The organism is Parapusillimonas sp. JC17, from assembly GCF_052180245.1.
GTDB lineage: Bacteria > Pseudomonadota > Gammaproteobacteria > Burkholderiales > Burkholderiaceae_B > Parapusillimonas.
Window position 1 is genome coordinate 3,215,371 of the sequence record NZ_CP197474.1, and the last position, 13,377, is coordinate 3,228,747.

The following is a 13,377-nucleotide window of genomic DNA, read 5'->3' on the forward strand; positions in this document are numbered from 1 at the left end:
CGTCGGCAATGGCTTGCGATTCCTTCTGCAGGCGCGACTACTCGGCGGAGACGGACCGGGACAGCGCGCTGAACGCGGATTCGCCAGCCGCCACAGCCGTATCCCAGGCGGATTGCTGATCCTGCAACGACCAGATGTACCGCTGCAGCGCGTGATTGCTCGCGTCCAGCGCATCGAGCTCACGTCGACGGATCTCGGCTGTATTGCCTTGCAGTTGCAGCAGCTGCAGTTCCAGGCCCTGGCGCTCGCGCAGGATGTCGGCGGCAGAGCGGACCGTGTCGGCCACCGTCCCGGCAGCACCATTGAGTTCGCCAAACGCCGTGATCACCTGCGCAAACCCACCAGACAGGCCGGTGAGCGCCACAAACGTGCGCTGGCCTTCTTCGGTGGTCAGATCCAGCGATTCGACCATGCCCCGGAATGCAAGCCTTGCAGACTCCGCCCCAAGCGCAAGGTCCGGCATTGCGAAGCCCAGGCTCTCAAAGGCGCTGCTGATCTGGCTGGTCGAGCGGGCGAGCTTCTCCTGATCAGTATAAAAGTGCTCGTAATAGGTATTGAGGTTGCCGGTCAGCTTCTCCAGGCTGCCCGCTGCGGCGAGCATGCCTGCAGCTGCATCAAAGCTCAGCCCGCGCAGCTGCTCGAACGGCAAGGCCTCGACGGCGGTCAAGAATTGCGTCGCTCCATCGGCGACCGCGGCAAACCGCGTAGCAAGATCCTGCGCCGTCGCCGCGTCGATGTTGCGAAAATCGATGCCGGCAAGCATGTTCGACAGCACGCTCGGCAACTGGTCGCCCAACGCCTGGAAGGCTTCGAGCGTCGTCAGCGTGATGTCCGTCTGCAGGCGCGAGAGCATATCCTCGCTGGACCACCCACCGACCCCGGCGAAAGTCATGTCGCTCGACTGCTTTATGCCGATCTGGCGCAACTGGTTGCCGATGCGCAGCATGCCGCCCGAGGCTACGCCGTTGCGATCGCCCAGAACCGACGACTCCATGATCGCGTAAAACGATTCAATCCCGGCGTTGACGCCTACCTTGGCGAAGAGGTCATTGGCTGCAGCGACCGCGCTTTGTGCGGCGGCGAGTGCTGCTTGCTCAGATCCTGCTGCCTGGCGATCATCCACCGCCGAGATGCCGTATGCGCCACCGGTGTAGTCGATTGTGGTGCGTTGGCCGTGCCTCGTCTTCGGAGGTCCGCTGTCGAAGAGCCCGAAGGCGGAGGCGGCGGCCAGGCCGATACCGACATATGGCAAAGCCGCGCCGATAGCCGAACCGAGGCCGGCCGCACCGCCCCCGACAACGCTACCGACGACCCCGCTGCCTTCAATGACAGTGGCAAGCTGTTGCTCGCTCGCCCCGACCTGCTCAGCCCATTTCTTTGCATTCGCGATTTTCTCATCGCGCTGCCGGATGCGAGATTTCGACTGCTCGATCAGCTTGGCCCAGCCCTTGGCGGCGTGCGGTTGCGAATTCGCGTTTGGTGACGACAAATGCCATGGTGTATGCCTCAATAAGAATGGCCGCCTTGGTCAAGCGCCGCGGTGTCTATATCGATCCGCCTCACAGGCCCATCAAGATATAGGATGCACCCGCCGCGGTGAGGAATGTTGTCGTAGGCAATGATAGGGATATCAAGCAATCGCGCCAGTTCATTGACGATCGTCCCGTAGCTCATGGTGAGTCCTTCGATTTTGTGCTCACCCGGCTGTAATGAGCCGGACAATCCAGCAAATACCGGACCGAACGCAAACCAAGCGACGGTGCCGCGCGCGCCGTATCGTATACCGAGCGCGAGCATTCCACCTACCCATCGGGCACGGCTTATGCTTCGCTATGTTCCCACGCCCCGCCGGCAGCTCTACGAACCACCCGGGGCCTGGAGAATCAGGAGTCACACCATGACGCAAAATCAACCGAACCAAACGAACCAGCCTGGCCAACAAGGTCAGAACCAATCCGGACAACAAGGCGGGCAAAAGCCCGGCCAAGGACAGACCGGACAGGGACAGCCTGGTCAAGGGCAGTCTGGACAGTCTGGGCAACAACAGGGCCAGCAGGGGCAGCAAGGGCAGAATCAGCCCGGACAAGGCCAACAAGGGCAAAAGTCCGGGCAGCAAAATCAAGGAAAATAGTCAGCCGGCTTAACGTTCACCGCATATGACTATCTTGCAGCCTCTCTAGGAGGGGCTTTTCCATTCCTACGCCCTCCGTTACGAGTTCTTTCGACCTCGGCATCGCCGGGCACACTACTTGCCAACGTGTCTGTATCTGGCCATCGGGCCAGCCCATTGGAGATACAGATGGACAAAGACCAAGTTAAGGGCGCCGCCAAGGAAGTGAAAGGCGGTGTCAAGGAAGCATTCGGAAAGGCCACCGACAACCCCAAGACAGAGGCTGAAGGCAAGGTAGAAAAGAACGTGGGTACTGCTCAGCGCAAAGTCGGGGACGCAAAAGAAGCAGTCCGTGACGCTGTTAAATCAAAATAGGAACATCAAATGCAAACCAAAAACTTAGGACGAATCATCGCGATTGCCGCCACCCCTCTGCTCATGGCTTTCGCCGCTTCAGCAGGCGCTGCCCAGACAATGACCTCTGATCAAATCGATGCTCAGTATGACGCGGCCATGAAGCGTTGCGACGGAATGAGCGGCAACGACAAGGACGTTTGTAAGAAAGAGGCGAAGGCGCAGCGTGAAGCCGCAGAGGCGGACACAAAAGCGAACAAGAAGTCCGCCGAAGCCCGCCATGACGCGGAAAAAGACAAGCGCGACGCGAACTATAAAGTCGCCAAGGAAAAATGTGACGCCATGTCGGGCGACGCAAAAGATAAGTGCATTGCGGACGCAAAAACGATGTACGGCAAGTAAGCCTGCATAGCAAAGGTTTCTACGAACCGTCTGCAGAGCCCTCTTCGGAGGGCTTTTCTTCTGCCCGGCGCCCTACTTCCCATTCATTCGATTGAGCAGTTCATCGAGCTTTGCCTCGATGCGGGCCAGGCGCTCTTCGGCTTCGGTGGGCTTCTTCATGCCCTGCTCGATGAAGGCGACGATCTCGCTGTTTGCGGATCTGCCGTTGCGGGCGGCGAGCTTGTTGATGCGGTCGCGCAGGCCGTCCGGCAGCCGTATCGTTACCTGATCTGAGGTTCTTGTTGTGCGTGGTCTTCCCATGCCCGGCAGCGTACGCCCGCTATTTGCGTCGAATTCGTCCAGCTTTCGGAAAATCAACGTGGGATGCCATCACAGTTGCCCACCTCAAAGCATATCTAAAAGCCAGGAGCGCCAAGACCCAAGGCAATCGCGAGCTATCCGTGCTTTCGATTATTTGGAATTGGGCGCGCCTGGAAGGGCTGACCAGTCTTGCGTGGCCAGCGGCAGGCATGGAAAAATCCGGCTGGAAGAACAAAGAAAAGGCCCGCACGTTCGAGGTCACAGACGCCCTGTTTGATGCCGTCTACGAGAAAGCTGACCAGGTGCTTAAGGATTGCATGGACATTGCCACGGCAACCGCTCTGCGGATTACGGACGCGCGAACCGTGGCGATGCCCGTCGACGGTAAGCTGAGAATCAATGCCAGCAAGACCGGAAAAGCAGCCCACTTTGATGTCGACTCGTCACCCACCTTGTCGGCTATTGTGGCCCGCCGAAAAGCGATCAAGGCGAGCCACGTCATGCTGCTGTCCACGCCGACCGGGCGGCCTGTTACCTACGCAATGTTAAGGGCGCGCTGGGAGGATGCGCGAAAGGCTGCGGCGAAAAAGGCACAGGAGGCCGGCAACGATGCGCTGGCAAGGGAAATTGCAGCCATGTACCTGCGCGACATGCGCAAGCGCGCGAGCGACCTTGTTGAGACAGTGGAGGAGGCGGCTCAGCTGCTCCAGCACAGCAGCATTCATGTCACCCGCAAACACTATCGCGCAAGGCTGAAAAGCTGCGAGCCGTTCGGTAAAAAGTGTTCCGCATTGAATGTTTCTCATAGCGGGGAAATGTCGATTTAATGCGGAACGTTTCGCCCGGAAAACCGAATGGTTAAGCCATTTCGGCATGGGACTTAAAATCTCTCGATCCTTGATCGTGCCGGTTCGATTCCGGCTGGGTGCACCAATAAAAATCGCCACTGAAGGCTGCCGCCATACGGCGGATATAAGAATCGACAGAAGACTGCTATCGTCGGAAAAAAGGAGACGCTATGCCCTTCTTCGCTTCGCTAGCAGAGGACCAGGACCCCGGAATCGAATCGCTTCACGCATTCGTCTCGGCCGTTCAAGACTTCATCGGCGCAATCCTTGACCTTTCCATATTTGACGCCGAAGATCGGGACATCGAAATGCCTAATCTGTTTCGTCAATTCCATGACGACGCACAAGAGGTCTACAGGCAATATCTGCCCCGCTCCTTTGACGCCCTGCGAAGCAATATTCCCAAAATCAGGCCGGAGCATATCGAGGCACACGGACTGACCGGCGCGCCTCAGCGACTGAAGCTTCGTGTGCTGGGAGCCGTCGAGCAAGCTCGCAAACGGTTTCAAACCGTCTGGGACTGGCTGAAAGAGGCACTCAGGCAGATCAATCACATCCTGGAGTCCATTATTGATGCGGTTGCGGCTTCCACGGGCACTCCCCACGGCGGACTCATCAAGGAGTTCAAGGACACCTTGATGATCACGTTCGTTCAAATGCGTTCGTAAATGAAAAGATCGGGACGGCCCTGGCATGACAAATCATGCCGGGGCTCTTTCGTCCGGACTACTCGCCCAGCTGATCGAATATGATCGAATCCGGCTCTATATCGCCACGATAGAGCTGGGCGTCGACGTCTTCGTGCTCGCCGTCCGCCGCATCCACCCGGGGCAAATCGAGCTTGGCTGCCAGCTCTCTTTTTGCCTGAAGGACGCTGGAGACGGGCCCGTCTATGAGGGCGACCCCCTCGCTCCCGTCCATCTTCTTGAATTGGATTTGGGTTTTCATCTGGTCTCCTGATCGCGGGGCATCCGCTCAGCGGCCATGCTGCAAGTTTGATGCCCGGCGGCCTTGCCCAGATGTTTCGCAGGCGCTCCGCGTGGCCGGCTTGGCCCTGGCACCTCGTTTGCCGCCGATCGTACTCATCGCTGCCCTTATCGCGGGAATCGCGCTCGCCTAAGAGAGGTAGACCGTTTGGCAGCCATATGGTGCAGGCACGCCGCTTGCTAGATCAGCGATGAGCAGCGCTCGCAGATTGCGAGACCTCAACCCTAGGAGCAAATATGAACAAGGATCAAGTTAAAGGCGCCGCCAAAGAAATCAAAGGCTCCGTAAAGGAGACCGCCGGCCGAGTCACCGACAACAAGCAGACCGAGCTGGAAGGCAAGGTTGAAAAGAATATCGGCACTGCTCAGCGCAAGGTGGGTGAAGCGAAAGACGCCGTGCGTGACGCATCGAAATGAGGACATGTATGAAAAGCAGAAATTTGAAGCAACTTATCGTCATCGCGGCCACCCCGTTGTTCATGGGTCTCGCCGCCACGGCGGGTGCAGCTCAAACCTTGACGTCCGATCAAATAGACGCGCAATATGATGCCGCGATGAAACAGTGCGACGGCATGAAGGGCAATGACAAGGACGTTTGCAAGAAAGAAGCAAAGGCCCAGCGCGACTCGGCCGAAGCCGACATGAAGGCGGGCAAGAAAACCGCGGAAGCGCGTCATGACGCAGTGAAGGAAAAGCGCGACGCCGCCTATGGCGTTGCCAAGGAAAAGTGCGATGCCATGTCCGGCGACGCCAAGGACCAGTGCATCGCAGAAGCCAAGACCAAGTATGGAAAGTAGCCGTCTGGCCGACTAGTACCACACACTCCGTAGTTCTTTGCCCTCTTCGGAGGGCTTTTTTACGCAAATACCGGCCGTGGGCTGCGGTCTTCTTGTAGCTGCGAGTAAAATTCACCATGGGCGGTTACGCGCGGAAGTTCGTATACTGGCTTCTCATATCAGGTGGCCGAAGTGACTCGTATAAATTGCATCCCTGTCAATGAATTAAGCGGCCCGCATTTGGTGGCCGAATATCGCGAATTGCCCCGGGTTTTCAGACTCGCTGAAAAGGCCGCAAGCCGTGGAAAACTGGTTCAACCCGACGCATACACCCTGGGCAAAGGCCATCTTCTTTTCTTCTACACTCGTCTTGGATACCTGGCCAAACGACATGCGGAATTGATACAGGAAATGAAGCGCAGGAACTACAAGCCGTCGTTCGCCGGCATCGAGCGCGACCAGTTTCCCGGCATACCGGACAGCTTTTGGAATAACTGGAGTCCCACCGAAGAAGCCTTGCAGCTTAACCGGCAACGAATCCAAGAGCGCAGCCCATAAGGCGTGGGCCGCAGTTACAGTGAGTATCTTCAACCATTGGGCGGCCACACCATGAACCTGCGAAGAATCCTGTGGGTCGTACTGGGCATAGTGATCTCGTTATCCGCTTTGGGCACAGCTTGGCTCATGTCGTTGCCGGCCACGCCCGGCATCGCTGCCGCTGCTTCCATCCCGGAAACCGAAACCGCAGCAATGCTGGCGGCGTTGCAGCCGCCCAAGCGCAGCCGCCCGGTAATCGCCATCATCGCGATCAACGATGCTACCGAAACTACGGATTTCCTGATGCCTTACGGCATCTTGAAGCGTGCCGATGCGGCCGACGTCATGGCTCTGGCGACTCGACCGGGACTCGTATCGCTGTATCCAGCGCTCCAGGCTGAACCCGATGCGACCATCGCACAATTCGACGAACGCTATCCCGACGGCGCGGACTATGTGATTGTTCCCGCAATGAGCCGTGATGACGACCCCGAAGCCCTGCAATGGATCAAGCAGCAGGCAGACAAGGGCGCCATCATCGTAAGCGTCTGCGCGGGCGCCAAAGTGGCGGCGGCAGCCGGCCTGCTCGATGGCCGTTCGGCGACAACGCATTGGTACTATGTCGATGAGCTGCTTGAAGAACATCCAGAGATTCGTTATGTCGAGAATCGCCGTATGGTGGTCGACCGTGCGGTTGCATCCACCACGGGCATCACGGCATCCATGCCGATGATGCTGACGCTGATCGAAGCTTTTGCCGGCAAGGAAAAGGCGGCGGCCATTGCCGCAGGGCTGGGGGTCGCGAACTGGGATGCGCGCCATGACAGCGCTGCGTTCAAGTTCACGCGCGCGTTCGCCGCTACGGCCATAGCGAACCGCCTGGCTTTCTGGAGGGCGGAAGATCTGGGCATTCCGTTGCGCCCGGGCGTTGACGAAGTGTCTCTCGCACTCGTTGCCGACGCCTGGTCGCGCACGTACCGGTCAAGCGTCGTGACATACGCAAATGGCGCGCAGCCAGTCGAGACCCGCCATGGCTTGCGTATCATTCCGGACAAGACCTCGGCAGACTGGCCCGCCAACCGAAAGCTTACTCGAATAGAAGGGCTGAAGCCTGCTGAGGCGCTCGATCACGCGCTTGCAGGAATTGCGCTGCGTTATGGCAAAGACACGGCTCATTTCGTAGCAATGCAGTTGGAATACGCTCCGTTTTAAAGGGACAGGCTCCGCATGGTGCCTATCCCTAGTAAAAAAGACGACACCTTGCGGTGTCGTCTTTTTGGAGCGGGGGTCAGACCCCATACGGGGTCTGACCCCTTTGGCGATTATTCCTCGCCCGTAGCCGGCCCCTGGGGACCACCCTGAGCCTCGATGCCGCCGATGGCCTTCATGGAAAGACGCAAGCGGCCTTTGTCGTCCGCTTCGATGACCTTGATGCGCACCATCTGGCCGACCTTCAGCACATCGTTGATGTTGGCGATGCGATAGTTGGCGATTTCAGAAATATGCAGCAGGCCGTCGCGGCCGGGTAGCACTTGCACGATGGCGCCGAAGTCCAGCAGTCGCAGAACCGGGCCTTCGTATTCCTGCCCGACTTCGACATCGGCCGTCAGCTCTTTGATACGCCGCTCGGCTTCGCGTGCCTTGTCGAGATCTGCGCTGGAAATCGTGATGTTCCCGTCGTCGTTGATGTCGATCTGGGTGCCGGTTTCTTCGGTCAGGGCACGAATGGTTGCGCCGCCCTTGCCGATGACATCGCGAATCTTTTCAGGATTGATCTTGATGCTGAGCATGCGCGGAGCGAATTCGGAGAGTTCGTTGCGCGAGCCTTCGATTGCTTCCTTCATCTTGCCGAGAATATGCAGGCGGCCTTCCTTGGCTTGCGCCAAGGCGACCTGCATGATTTCCTTGGTGATGCCCTGGATCTTGATGTCCATCTGCAAGGCGGTGATGCCTTGGACGGTTCCGGCAACCTTGAAATCCATATCGCCCAGGTGATCTTCGTCGCCCAGGATGTCGGTCAGCACGGCGAACTTGCCGCCGTCCTTGATCAGCCCCATGGCAACGCCGGCTACGTGATCCTTGACCGGCACGCCGGCGTCCATCATGGCCAGCGAGCCGCCGCAGACGGACGCCATGGAAGAGGAACCATTCGACTCGGTGATTTCAGACACGACACGGATGGTGTATTGGAAATCTTCGGGTGCCGGCAAAAGCGATACGAGCGCACGCTTCGCGAGGCGGCCGTGGCCGATTTCGCGGCGCTTGGGCACGCCGAAACGGCCTGTTTCGCCAGTGGCGAACGGAGGCATGTTGTAGTGCATCATGAAGCGATCGCGATGCTCGCCCATGATGGAGTCGATGATTTGCTCGTCCTGCTTGGTTCCCAGCGTGGCCACCACGAGCGCCTGCGTTTCGCCGCGGGTGAACAGGGCCGAGCCGTGCGCGCGGGGCAATACGCCCAGGCGCACGCTGATGGGACGCACGGTGCGGGTATCCCGGCCGTCGATGCGCGGCTCGCCGTTCAGGATCTGGCCACGGACAATGCGTGACTCGAGATCGAACATGATGTTGTCGACTTCAACGCTGTCGGGTGTCTCTTCACCCTTGGCAGCCGCATGTTCAGCCAGCTTGGCCTTGACGTTGGCATAGGCTTCACGCAGCTTGCCGGTACGGTCCTGCTTCTGACGGATCTGGTAGGCCGCCTGCAGTTCGTCCTGCGCGGCCGACACGACTGCCGTGACCAGCGCCTCGTTCTTGGCGGCGGGCTGCCAGTCCCATTCCGGCTTGCCTGCTTCGGCGACCAGATCATGTATGGCGTTGATGACGGCCTGCATTTGCTCGTGGCCATACACCACACCGCCGAGCATGATGTCTTCGGAGAGCTCTTTGGCTTCGGATTCGACCATGAGCACGGCGGTTTCCGTGCCCGCGACCACCAGGTCCATGGCCGATGATTGCTTCAATTGCGTGCTTGTCGGGTTCAACACATACTGGCCATCGACATAGCCCACGCGGGCGGCGCCGATCGGGCCATTGAAGGGAATTCCCGAAATTGCCAGCGCCGCGGAAGCGCCGATCATTGCTGCGATGTCGGGATCGATTTCAGGGTTCACCGAAACCGTATGGATGATGACCTGGACGTCGTTGTAGAAGCCTTCGGGGAACAGCGGCCGCAGCGGACGGTCGATGAGACGCGAAGTCAGGGTTTCTTTTTCGGACGGCTTGCCTTCGCGCTTGAAGAAGCCGCCGGGAATACGGCCTGCCGCATAAGTCTTTTCGACATAATCGACGGTCAGGGGAAAGAAGTCTTGACCGGGCTTGGCATTCTTGGCCGCCACGACAGTGGCGAGCACGACAGTATCTTCAATCGAAACCAGTACGGCGCCGGAGGCCTGGCGAGCAATCTCGCCAGTTTCCAGAACCACCGTGTGCTCGCCGTACTGAAACGATTTGCTCACTTTATTAAACATTAGGGATTATCCTTACAATAAAAAAACCGTGCACACCGCGAAGTACTTCGCAGCGTCCACGGTTGCATCGTGGGGAGCCAGCCCCGGTGATCACTTACGCAGACCGAGCTTTTCGATCAGTGCGCGATACGAATCAGGGTTGCGGCCTTTCAGGTAGTCCAGCAATTTGCGGCGACGGCTAACCATGCGCAGCAAGCCGCGGCGCGAATGGTGATCTTTCATGTGCGCCTTGAAGTGGCCGGTCAGTTCGTTGATACGCGCGGTAAGCAGCGCAACTTGTACTTCGGGGGAACCCGTATCACCTTGCGCACGTTGAAATTGTGCAACGATTTCAGATTTTTTGATGTCGGCAACAGACATTATTCAGCCTCTTTGACAAGCGACAGAGCCGAGGTGCCCTGACGTGAGATGATTAACAAACTACAATTTTGAATGTTCCCCGAGAAATGGCGGTGTTGCAACACAGCATCACGGCTCGAAGAAGTTGGCATTATACCGGAAAGCGAGATCATGAGCCCACACACCCTCTTTTCCCTGCCCGGGGTCAGCCCCCAATCCTACGAAGACGGGGTCAGACCCCATACGGGGTCTGACCCCAAGCACATTCCGCAATCTTCCGAGGACGGGGTCAGACCCCGTACGGGGTCTGACCCCAAGCTGGCCGTCGCACTGGCAATGGCCGCCCTGCTGTCCGGCTGCGCCAACATGGCCGACACGCCCCCGGGGACCGCGTTGCAAGACGTCGAGGCCCGCTACGGCAAGGCCGGTTATTCATGCCCCGCCGACCAGGGCAAGCAACGGCTGATCTGGACCCAGCAGCCCTATGGGCAATATGCCTGGACCGCCCTTGTCGATGAAAATGGCAAGGTCGACCGGATCGTCCCCGCCCTGACCGATGCCCGCTTCCGAATCCTGGATTCGGGTTCATGGACGCCTGAGCAGGTTCGCTGCGAATTCGGTCCGCCGGCGGAAATCTCCACGATAGGCCTGCCCGGTTCCCGGCAGGTGGTATGGAGCTACCGCTACAAGCAGGACGGAGTCTGGAATTCGCTGATGTATATCTATTTCGGATCGGACGGCGCGCGGGTCACACGGCGCCATGCGGGCCCCGATCCCTTGTTCGACCCGATCGAGATCGAGCGATGGTAATTTACTTCAAAACGTAACGCACGCAGCGGCTTGCCTTCCCGCGTCCAGCAACGCTTTTCGGCGTCTGGCAAGGCCCGTGCTAAGTGCTTGGAGGCTCAGGCGGGTTTGGCGGCTCGCGTGGGGTTTCCGATTCGCTGCGCATGCGGGTAAGCAGTCGCGCGCGCCGCCAGCGCCACAGCATGATGAACCAGCCCGACAAACCGTAGATCACGAACAAACCGAAAAGGACGACGGGCGGGTCGCTGGAGACGAAGACAAAAGCGGCAACCACAAGCAAAATGACCCAGAACGGCACGCTGCGCCCCAGCGCAAATGTCTTGCCGCTATAGAATGGCGCGTTCGTCACCATGGCGATGCCGGCATACACCGTGAAGACGAACGCCAGCCATCGTATGGTTTGGGGATCCAGCAGGAACTTGTTGTCGACCGCCAGCCAGACGAACCCAGCCACCAATGCCGCTGCAGACGGGCTGGGCAATCCCTGGAAGAAGCGCTTGTCGATCACGCCGATATTGGTATTGAAGCGGGCCAGCCTGAGGGCCGCACCGACCACATAGATGAAAGCGGCCAGCCAACCCCAGCGGCCCAGGTCCTGAAGCGCCCATTCGTACATCACCAGCGCCGGCGCAATGCCAAACGAGGCCATATCGGACAGCGAGTCGTACTGCTCGCCGAAAGCAGACTGGGTGTTGGTCAGGCGCGCCACGCGCCCGTCCATGCCGTCGAACACCATCGCCAGGAAGATCGCGATGGCGGCCATTTCGAATTGTTCGTTCATGGCCTGCACGACGGCATAAAAGCCGGCGAACAGATTGGCGGTGGTAAACGCATTGGGTAGCAGATAGATGCTGCGACGCCGACGGGTTTCATCCATGGAGAAATTGGGCATAGTTTCTAGGGCCTGACGGAAGTATCCGGCAACTCAGCAAGTACCGTGCTGGTGGCCTGAACCTTGTCGCCGATGGCAACACGCGGACGCGCGCCAAGCGGCAGGTAGACATCGACACGCGAACCGAAGCGTATGAAGCCGTAACGCTGCCCAGCATACAACCGATCACCCTGCTTTGCATAACAAAGAATACGCTTGGCGACCAGGCCGGCCACCTGGACCGACGTGACCACGTGCCCGTGTTCGGTATGCAAGACCATCGCGTTGCGCTCGTTTTCAAGCGACGCCTTGTCCAGGGCCGCATTGACAAAGCTGCCGGGAAAATAGTTGATTTGCTGCACGGTTCCGTTTACCGGCGAGCGGTTCGAATGCACGTTGAATACATTCATGAACACGCTGATCTTCAACGCCTCGCGGTCGGCGTAGGCATCGCGCACTTCTTCTACCGCGACGATGCGCCCGTCGGCGGGAGAAAGAACGTTCAGTTCTCCGGCGGGCGCAACGCGCCCGGGGTCGCGAAAAAACTGCAGCACGAAGACCGAGACTATCCAGAATGGAATCGAGACAGGCGCAGACCATAGGCTGACCAGGATGGATATCAGCACAATGCCGGCCAGAAACGGCCAGCCTTCGCGAGCGATAATGGGGTGGGGGTATGGAGGTTTATTCATCTTAAGCCGAAGGATAACCGAAATGTGTCGGCTTTATAGCACAGTGCGTTACACACGCAATCAGCCGAACACGACCAGTGGTTTGTCGGGATGCAAGGGATGAGCCATCACGTGCACGTCCACGCCATACACCACATCCAGGTTTTGCGGTGTCAATACCTTGGCGGGGGCGTCACAGGCCAATATCTTTCCGTTTGCCAGCAAGGCGATGCGATCGCTCCAGAGCGCCGCGAGGTTCACATCGTGGATGACCACCAGAATACCCACCCTCTCCCCGCGCGCCAGCTGCCGCAGCGTTTCGAGCAGCGAACGCTGATGCAAAGGATCCAGGCTGGCGGTGGGTTCGTCCAGCAGCATATATCGGCCCTGCGGGTCTGCGCGCCGTTGCGCAAGCACCTGCAGCAGCACCCGGGCAAACTGGACCCGCTGCTGTTCGCCGCCCGAAAGCTCGAGATACCGACGCGCAGCCAAATGAGTGATTCCGGCACGCTGCAGTGCTGCGTGCACCGCCTCTTCGACGTCGGAGGCGGAAAGCGCAGGAAACGGATACGCCCCCATCGCGACGACTTCTCCGACATCCAGATCGAAGGCCAGGGCCGGTTTTTGCGGCAGGACCGTACGGATGCGCGCCTGCCGCGCCGCGGAAAGCATCGGCAATGCGAACCCATTGAGCATCACGCCCACATGTCCCTCACGGGCGTCGTCGGATTTGAGTTCGCCGGCCAGGATCGACAAGAGGGTGGACTTCCCCGCCCCGTTGGCGCCCAGGAGGCTCACGACCTCACCCGGCCGGATGCAAAGCGTGGCCTGGTCGAGCACCCGGCCTTGCCTGCGCCGCAGGACGATCTCGTCTGCCGCGAACTCGTCGCCTTTGCCGCTTTCCAT

19 protein-coding genes are annotated in these 13,377 nt (G+C 59.1%); 10 read left to right on the forward strand and 9 right to left on the reverse strand.

The genetic code is table 11. The features are described 5' to 3' along the window. Window positions 1-37: 37 nt before the first annotated feature. Together ACSBPU_RS15490 and ACSBPU_RS15495 are read right to left on the reverse strand one after the other, a co-directional pair. Window positions 38-1,489 (reverse strand): hypothetical protein, encoded by a 1,452-nt coding sequence (locus ACSBPU_RS15490; protein ID WP_442592889.1) that lies wholly within the window; start codon window positions 1,487-1,489, stop codon window positions 38-40. A gap of 17 nt (window positions 1,490-1,506) precedes the next feature. Continuing rightward, entirely contained in the window at window positions 1,507-1,797 is a 291-nt protein-coding gene (locus tag ACSBPU_RS15495; RefSeq protein WP_442592890.1) for a hypothetical protein, read from the reverse strand. 100 nt (window positions 1,798-1,897) lie between these two features. On the opposite strand from ACSBPU_RS15495, the gene ACSBPU_RS15500 reads away from it, so the two are divergent. From ACSBPU_RS15500 to ACSBPU_RS15510, 3 genes are all read left to right on the forward strand, one after another. Continuing rightward, entirely contained in the window at window positions 1,898-2,131 is a 234-nt protein-coding gene (locus tag ACSBPU_RS15500; RefSeq protein ID WP_442592891.1) for a hypothetical protein, read from the forward strand. Between the two features lie 168 nt (window positions 2,132-2,299). Further along, window positions 2,300-2,485, forward strand: a complete 186-nt coding sequence (locus ACSBPU_RS15505) for a CsbD family protein (RefSeq protein ID WP_442592892.1) — start codon at window positions 2,300-2,302, stop codon at window positions 2,483-2,485. Between the two features lie 9 nt (window positions 2,486-2,494). Then, window positions 2,495-2,866: a hypothetical protein gene (locus ACSBPU_RS15510; RefSeq protein WP_442592893.1), complete on the forward strand. Its 372-nt coding sequence runs from the start codon at window positions 2,495-2,497 to the stop codon at window positions 2,864-2,866. Window positions 2,867-2,938: 72 nt separating this feature from the next. On the opposite strand, the gene ACSBPU_RS15515 is transcribed toward ACSBPU_RS15510, so the two are convergent. Next, on the reverse strand, window positions 2,939-3,223 hold the full coding sequence (locus ACSBPU_RS15515) for an Arc family DNA-binding protein (protein ID WP_442592894.1): 285 nt from the start codon (window positions 3,221-3,223) through the stop codon (window positions 2,939-2,941). Between the two features lie 152 nt (window positions 3,224-3,375). Between ACSBPU_RS15515 and ACSBPU_RS15520 the strand changes: the two genes are divergently transcribed. Together ACSBPU_RS15520 and ACSBPU_RS15525 are read left to right on the forward strand one after the other, a co-directional pair. Beyond that, window positions 3,376-3,993: an integrase gene (locus ACSBPU_RS15520; RefSeq protein WP_442592895.1), complete on the forward strand. Its 618-nt coding sequence runs from the start codon at window positions 3,376-3,378 to the stop codon at window positions 3,991-3,993. A 191-nt stretch (window positions 3,994-4,184) separates the two neighbouring features. Continuing rightward, a complete protein-coding gene (locus ACSBPU_RS15525; RefSeq protein ID WP_442592896.1) occupies window positions 4,185-4,682 on the forward strand; it encodes a hypothetical protein in 498 nt (165 codons plus the stop codon). Between the two features lie 58 nt (window positions 4,683-4,740). Here the strand turns inward: ACSBPU_RS15525 and ACSBPU_RS15530 are convergent, their stop codons facing one another. Beyond that, window positions 4,741-4,962, reverse strand: a complete 222-nt coding sequence (locus tag ACSBPU_RS15530; protein WP_442592897.1) for a hypothetical protein — start codon at window positions 4,960-4,962, stop codon at window positions 4,741-4,743. A 275-nt stretch (window positions 4,963-5,237) separates the two neighbouring features. Between ACSBPU_RS15530 and ACSBPU_RS15535 the strand changes: the two genes are divergently transcribed. The 4 genes from ACSBPU_RS15535 to ACSBPU_RS15550 all read left to right on the forward strand — a co-directional run bounded on the left by ACSBPU_RS15535 (window position 5,238) and on the right by ACSBPU_RS15550 (window position 7,525). Then, entirely contained in the window at window positions 5,238-5,417 is a 180-nt protein-coding gene (locus ACSBPU_RS15535) for a CsbD family protein (RefSeq protein ID WP_180071476.1), read from the forward strand. Window positions 5,418-5,425: 8 nt separating this feature from the next. Then, on the forward strand, window positions 5,426-5,797 hold the full coding sequence (locus tag ACSBPU_RS15540) for a hypothetical protein (RefSeq protein ID WP_442592898.1): 372 nt from the start codon (window positions 5,426-5,428) through the stop codon (window positions 5,795-5,797). A gap of 171 nt (window positions 5,798-5,968) precedes the next feature. After that, a complete protein-coding gene (locus ACSBPU_RS15545) occupies window positions 5,969-6,334 on the forward strand; it encodes a pyrimidine dimer DNA glycosylase/endonuclease V (RefSeq protein WP_442592899.1) in 366 nt (121 codons plus the stop codon). Window positions 6,335-6,385: 51 nt separating this feature from the next. Further along, window positions 6,386-7,525 carry a DJ-1/PfpI family protein gene (locus ACSBPU_RS15550; protein WP_442592900.1) on the forward strand — a complete coding sequence of 380 codons (1,140 nt, stop codon included), beginning with the start codon at window positions 6,386-6,388 and terminating at the stop codon, window positions 7,523-7,525. A 110-nt stretch (window positions 7,526-7,635) separates the two neighbouring features. Here ACSBPU_RS15550 and pnp read toward each other — a convergent pair whose 3' ends face one another. After that, on the reverse strand, window positions 7,636-9,783 hold the full coding sequence (gene pnp / locus ACSBPU_RS15555) for a polyribonucleotide nucleotidyltransferase (RefSeq protein ID WP_442592901.1): 2,148 nt from the start codon (window positions 9,781-9,783) through the stop codon (window positions 7,636-7,638). Window positions 9,784-9,873: 90 nt separating this feature from the next. Continuing rightward, window positions 9,874-10,143: a 30S ribosomal protein S15 gene (gene rpsO / locus ACSBPU_RS15560; RefSeq protein WP_094825516.1), complete on the reverse strand. Its 270-nt coding sequence runs from the start codon at window positions 10,141-10,143 to the stop codon at window positions 9,874-9,876. 315 nt (window positions 10,144-10,458) lie between these two features. Here rpsO and ACSBPU_RS15565 point away from each other — a divergent pair, with 315 nt between their 5' ends. Continuing rightward, entirely contained in the window at window positions 10,459-10,932 is a 474-nt protein-coding gene (locus tag ACSBPU_RS15565; protein ID WP_442598376.1) for a hypothetical protein, read from the forward strand. 79 nt (window positions 10,933-11,011) lie between these two features. Here ACSBPU_RS15565 and pssA read toward each other — a convergent pair whose 3' ends face one another. The 3 genes from pssA to ACSBPU_RS15580 are packed head-to-tail and all read right to left on the reverse strand — an operon-like array spanning window position 11,012 to window position 13,377. After that, window positions 11,012-11,821, reverse strand: coding sequence for a CDP-diacylglycerol--serine O-phosphatidyltransferase (gene pssA / locus ACSBPU_RS15570; protein WP_180071481.1), 810 nt, complete (start codon window positions 11,819-11,821; stop codon window positions 11,012-11,014). 5 nt (window positions 11,822-11,826) lie between these two features. Then, window positions 11,827-12,492: a phosphatidylserine decarboxylase gene (locus tag ACSBPU_RS15575; protein WP_442592902.1), complete on the reverse strand. Its 666-nt coding sequence runs from the start codon at window positions 12,490-12,492 to the stop codon at window positions 11,827-11,829. A 60-nt stretch (window positions 12,493-12,552) separates the two neighbouring features. Then, window positions 12,553-13,377 (reverse strand): heme ABC transporter ATP-binding protein, encoded by an 825-nt coding sequence (locus tag ACSBPU_RS15580; protein WP_442592903.1) that lies wholly within the window; start codon window positions 13,375-13,377, stop codon window positions 12,553-12,555.

Excerpts from the sequence above, each read along its gene's own strand:
- ACSBPU_RS15535 (WP_180071476.1), top strand. The coding sequence starts at position 5,238 with ATGAACAAGGATCAAGTTAAAGGCGCCGCCAAAGAAATCAAAGGCTCC.
- ACSBPU_RS15540 (WP_442592898.1), top strand. The coding sequence starts at position 5,426 with ATGAAAAGCAGAAATTTGAAGCAACTTATCGTCATCGCGGCCACCCCG.
- ACSBPU_RS15565 (WP_442598376.1), top strand. The coding sequence starts at position 10,459 with ATGGCCGCCCTGCTGTCCGGCTGCGCCAACATGGCCGACACGCCCCCG.
- rpsO (WP_094825516.1), bottom strand. The coding sequence starts at position 10,143 with ATGTCTGTTGCCGACATCAAAAAATCTGAAATCGTTGCACAATTTCAA.
- ACSBPU_RS15530 (WP_442592897.1), bottom strand. The coding sequence starts at position 4,962 with ATGAAAACCCAAATCCAATTCAAGAAGATGGACGGGAGCGAGGGGGTC.
- ACSBPU_RS15505 (WP_442592892.1), top strand. The coding sequence starts at position 2,300 with ATGGACAAAGACCAAGTTAAGGGCGCCGCCAAGGAAGTGAAAGGCGGT.
- ACSBPU_RS15495 (WP_442592890.1), bottom strand. The coding sequence starts at position 1,797 with ATGCTCGCGCTCGGTATACGATACGGCGCGCGCGGCACCGTCGCTTGG.
- ACSBPU_RS15580 (WP_442592903.1), bottom strand. The coding sequence starts at position 13,377 with ATGGAAAGCGGCAAAGGCGACGAGTTCGCGGCAGACGAGATCGTCCTG.
- ACSBPU_RS15575 (WP_442592902.1), bottom strand. The coding sequence starts at position 12,492 with ATGAATAAACCTCCATACCCCCACCCCATTATCGCTCGCGAAGGCTGG.
- ACSBPU_RS15550 (WP_442592900.1), top strand. The coding sequence starts at position 6,386 with ATGAACCTGCGAAGAATCCTGTGGGTCGTACTGGGCATAGTGATCTCG.
- ACSBPU_RS15510 (WP_442592893.1), top strand. The coding sequence starts at position 2,495 with ATGCAAACCAAAAACTTAGGACGAATCATCGCGATTGCCGCCACCCCT.
- ACSBPU_RS15520 (WP_442592895.1), top strand. The coding sequence starts at position 3,376 with ATGGAAAAATCCGGCTGGAAGAACAAAGAAAAGGCCCGCACGTTCGAG.
- pssA (WP_180071481.1), bottom strand. The coding sequence starts at position 11,821 with ATGCCCAATTTCTCCATGGATGAAACCCGTCGGCGTCGCAGCATCTAT.
- pnp (WP_442592901.1), bottom strand. The coding sequence starts at position 9,783 with ATGTTTAATAAAGTGAGCAAATCGTTTCAGTACGGCGAGCACACGGTG.
- ACSBPU_RS15525 (WP_442592896.1), top strand. The coding sequence starts at position 4,185 with ATGCCCTTCTTCGCTTCGCTAGCAGAGGACCAGGACCCCGGAATCGAA.
- ACSBPU_RS15500 (WP_442592891.1), top strand. The coding sequence starts at position 1,898 with ATGACGCAAAATCAACCGAACCAAACGAACCAGCCTGGCCAACAAGGT.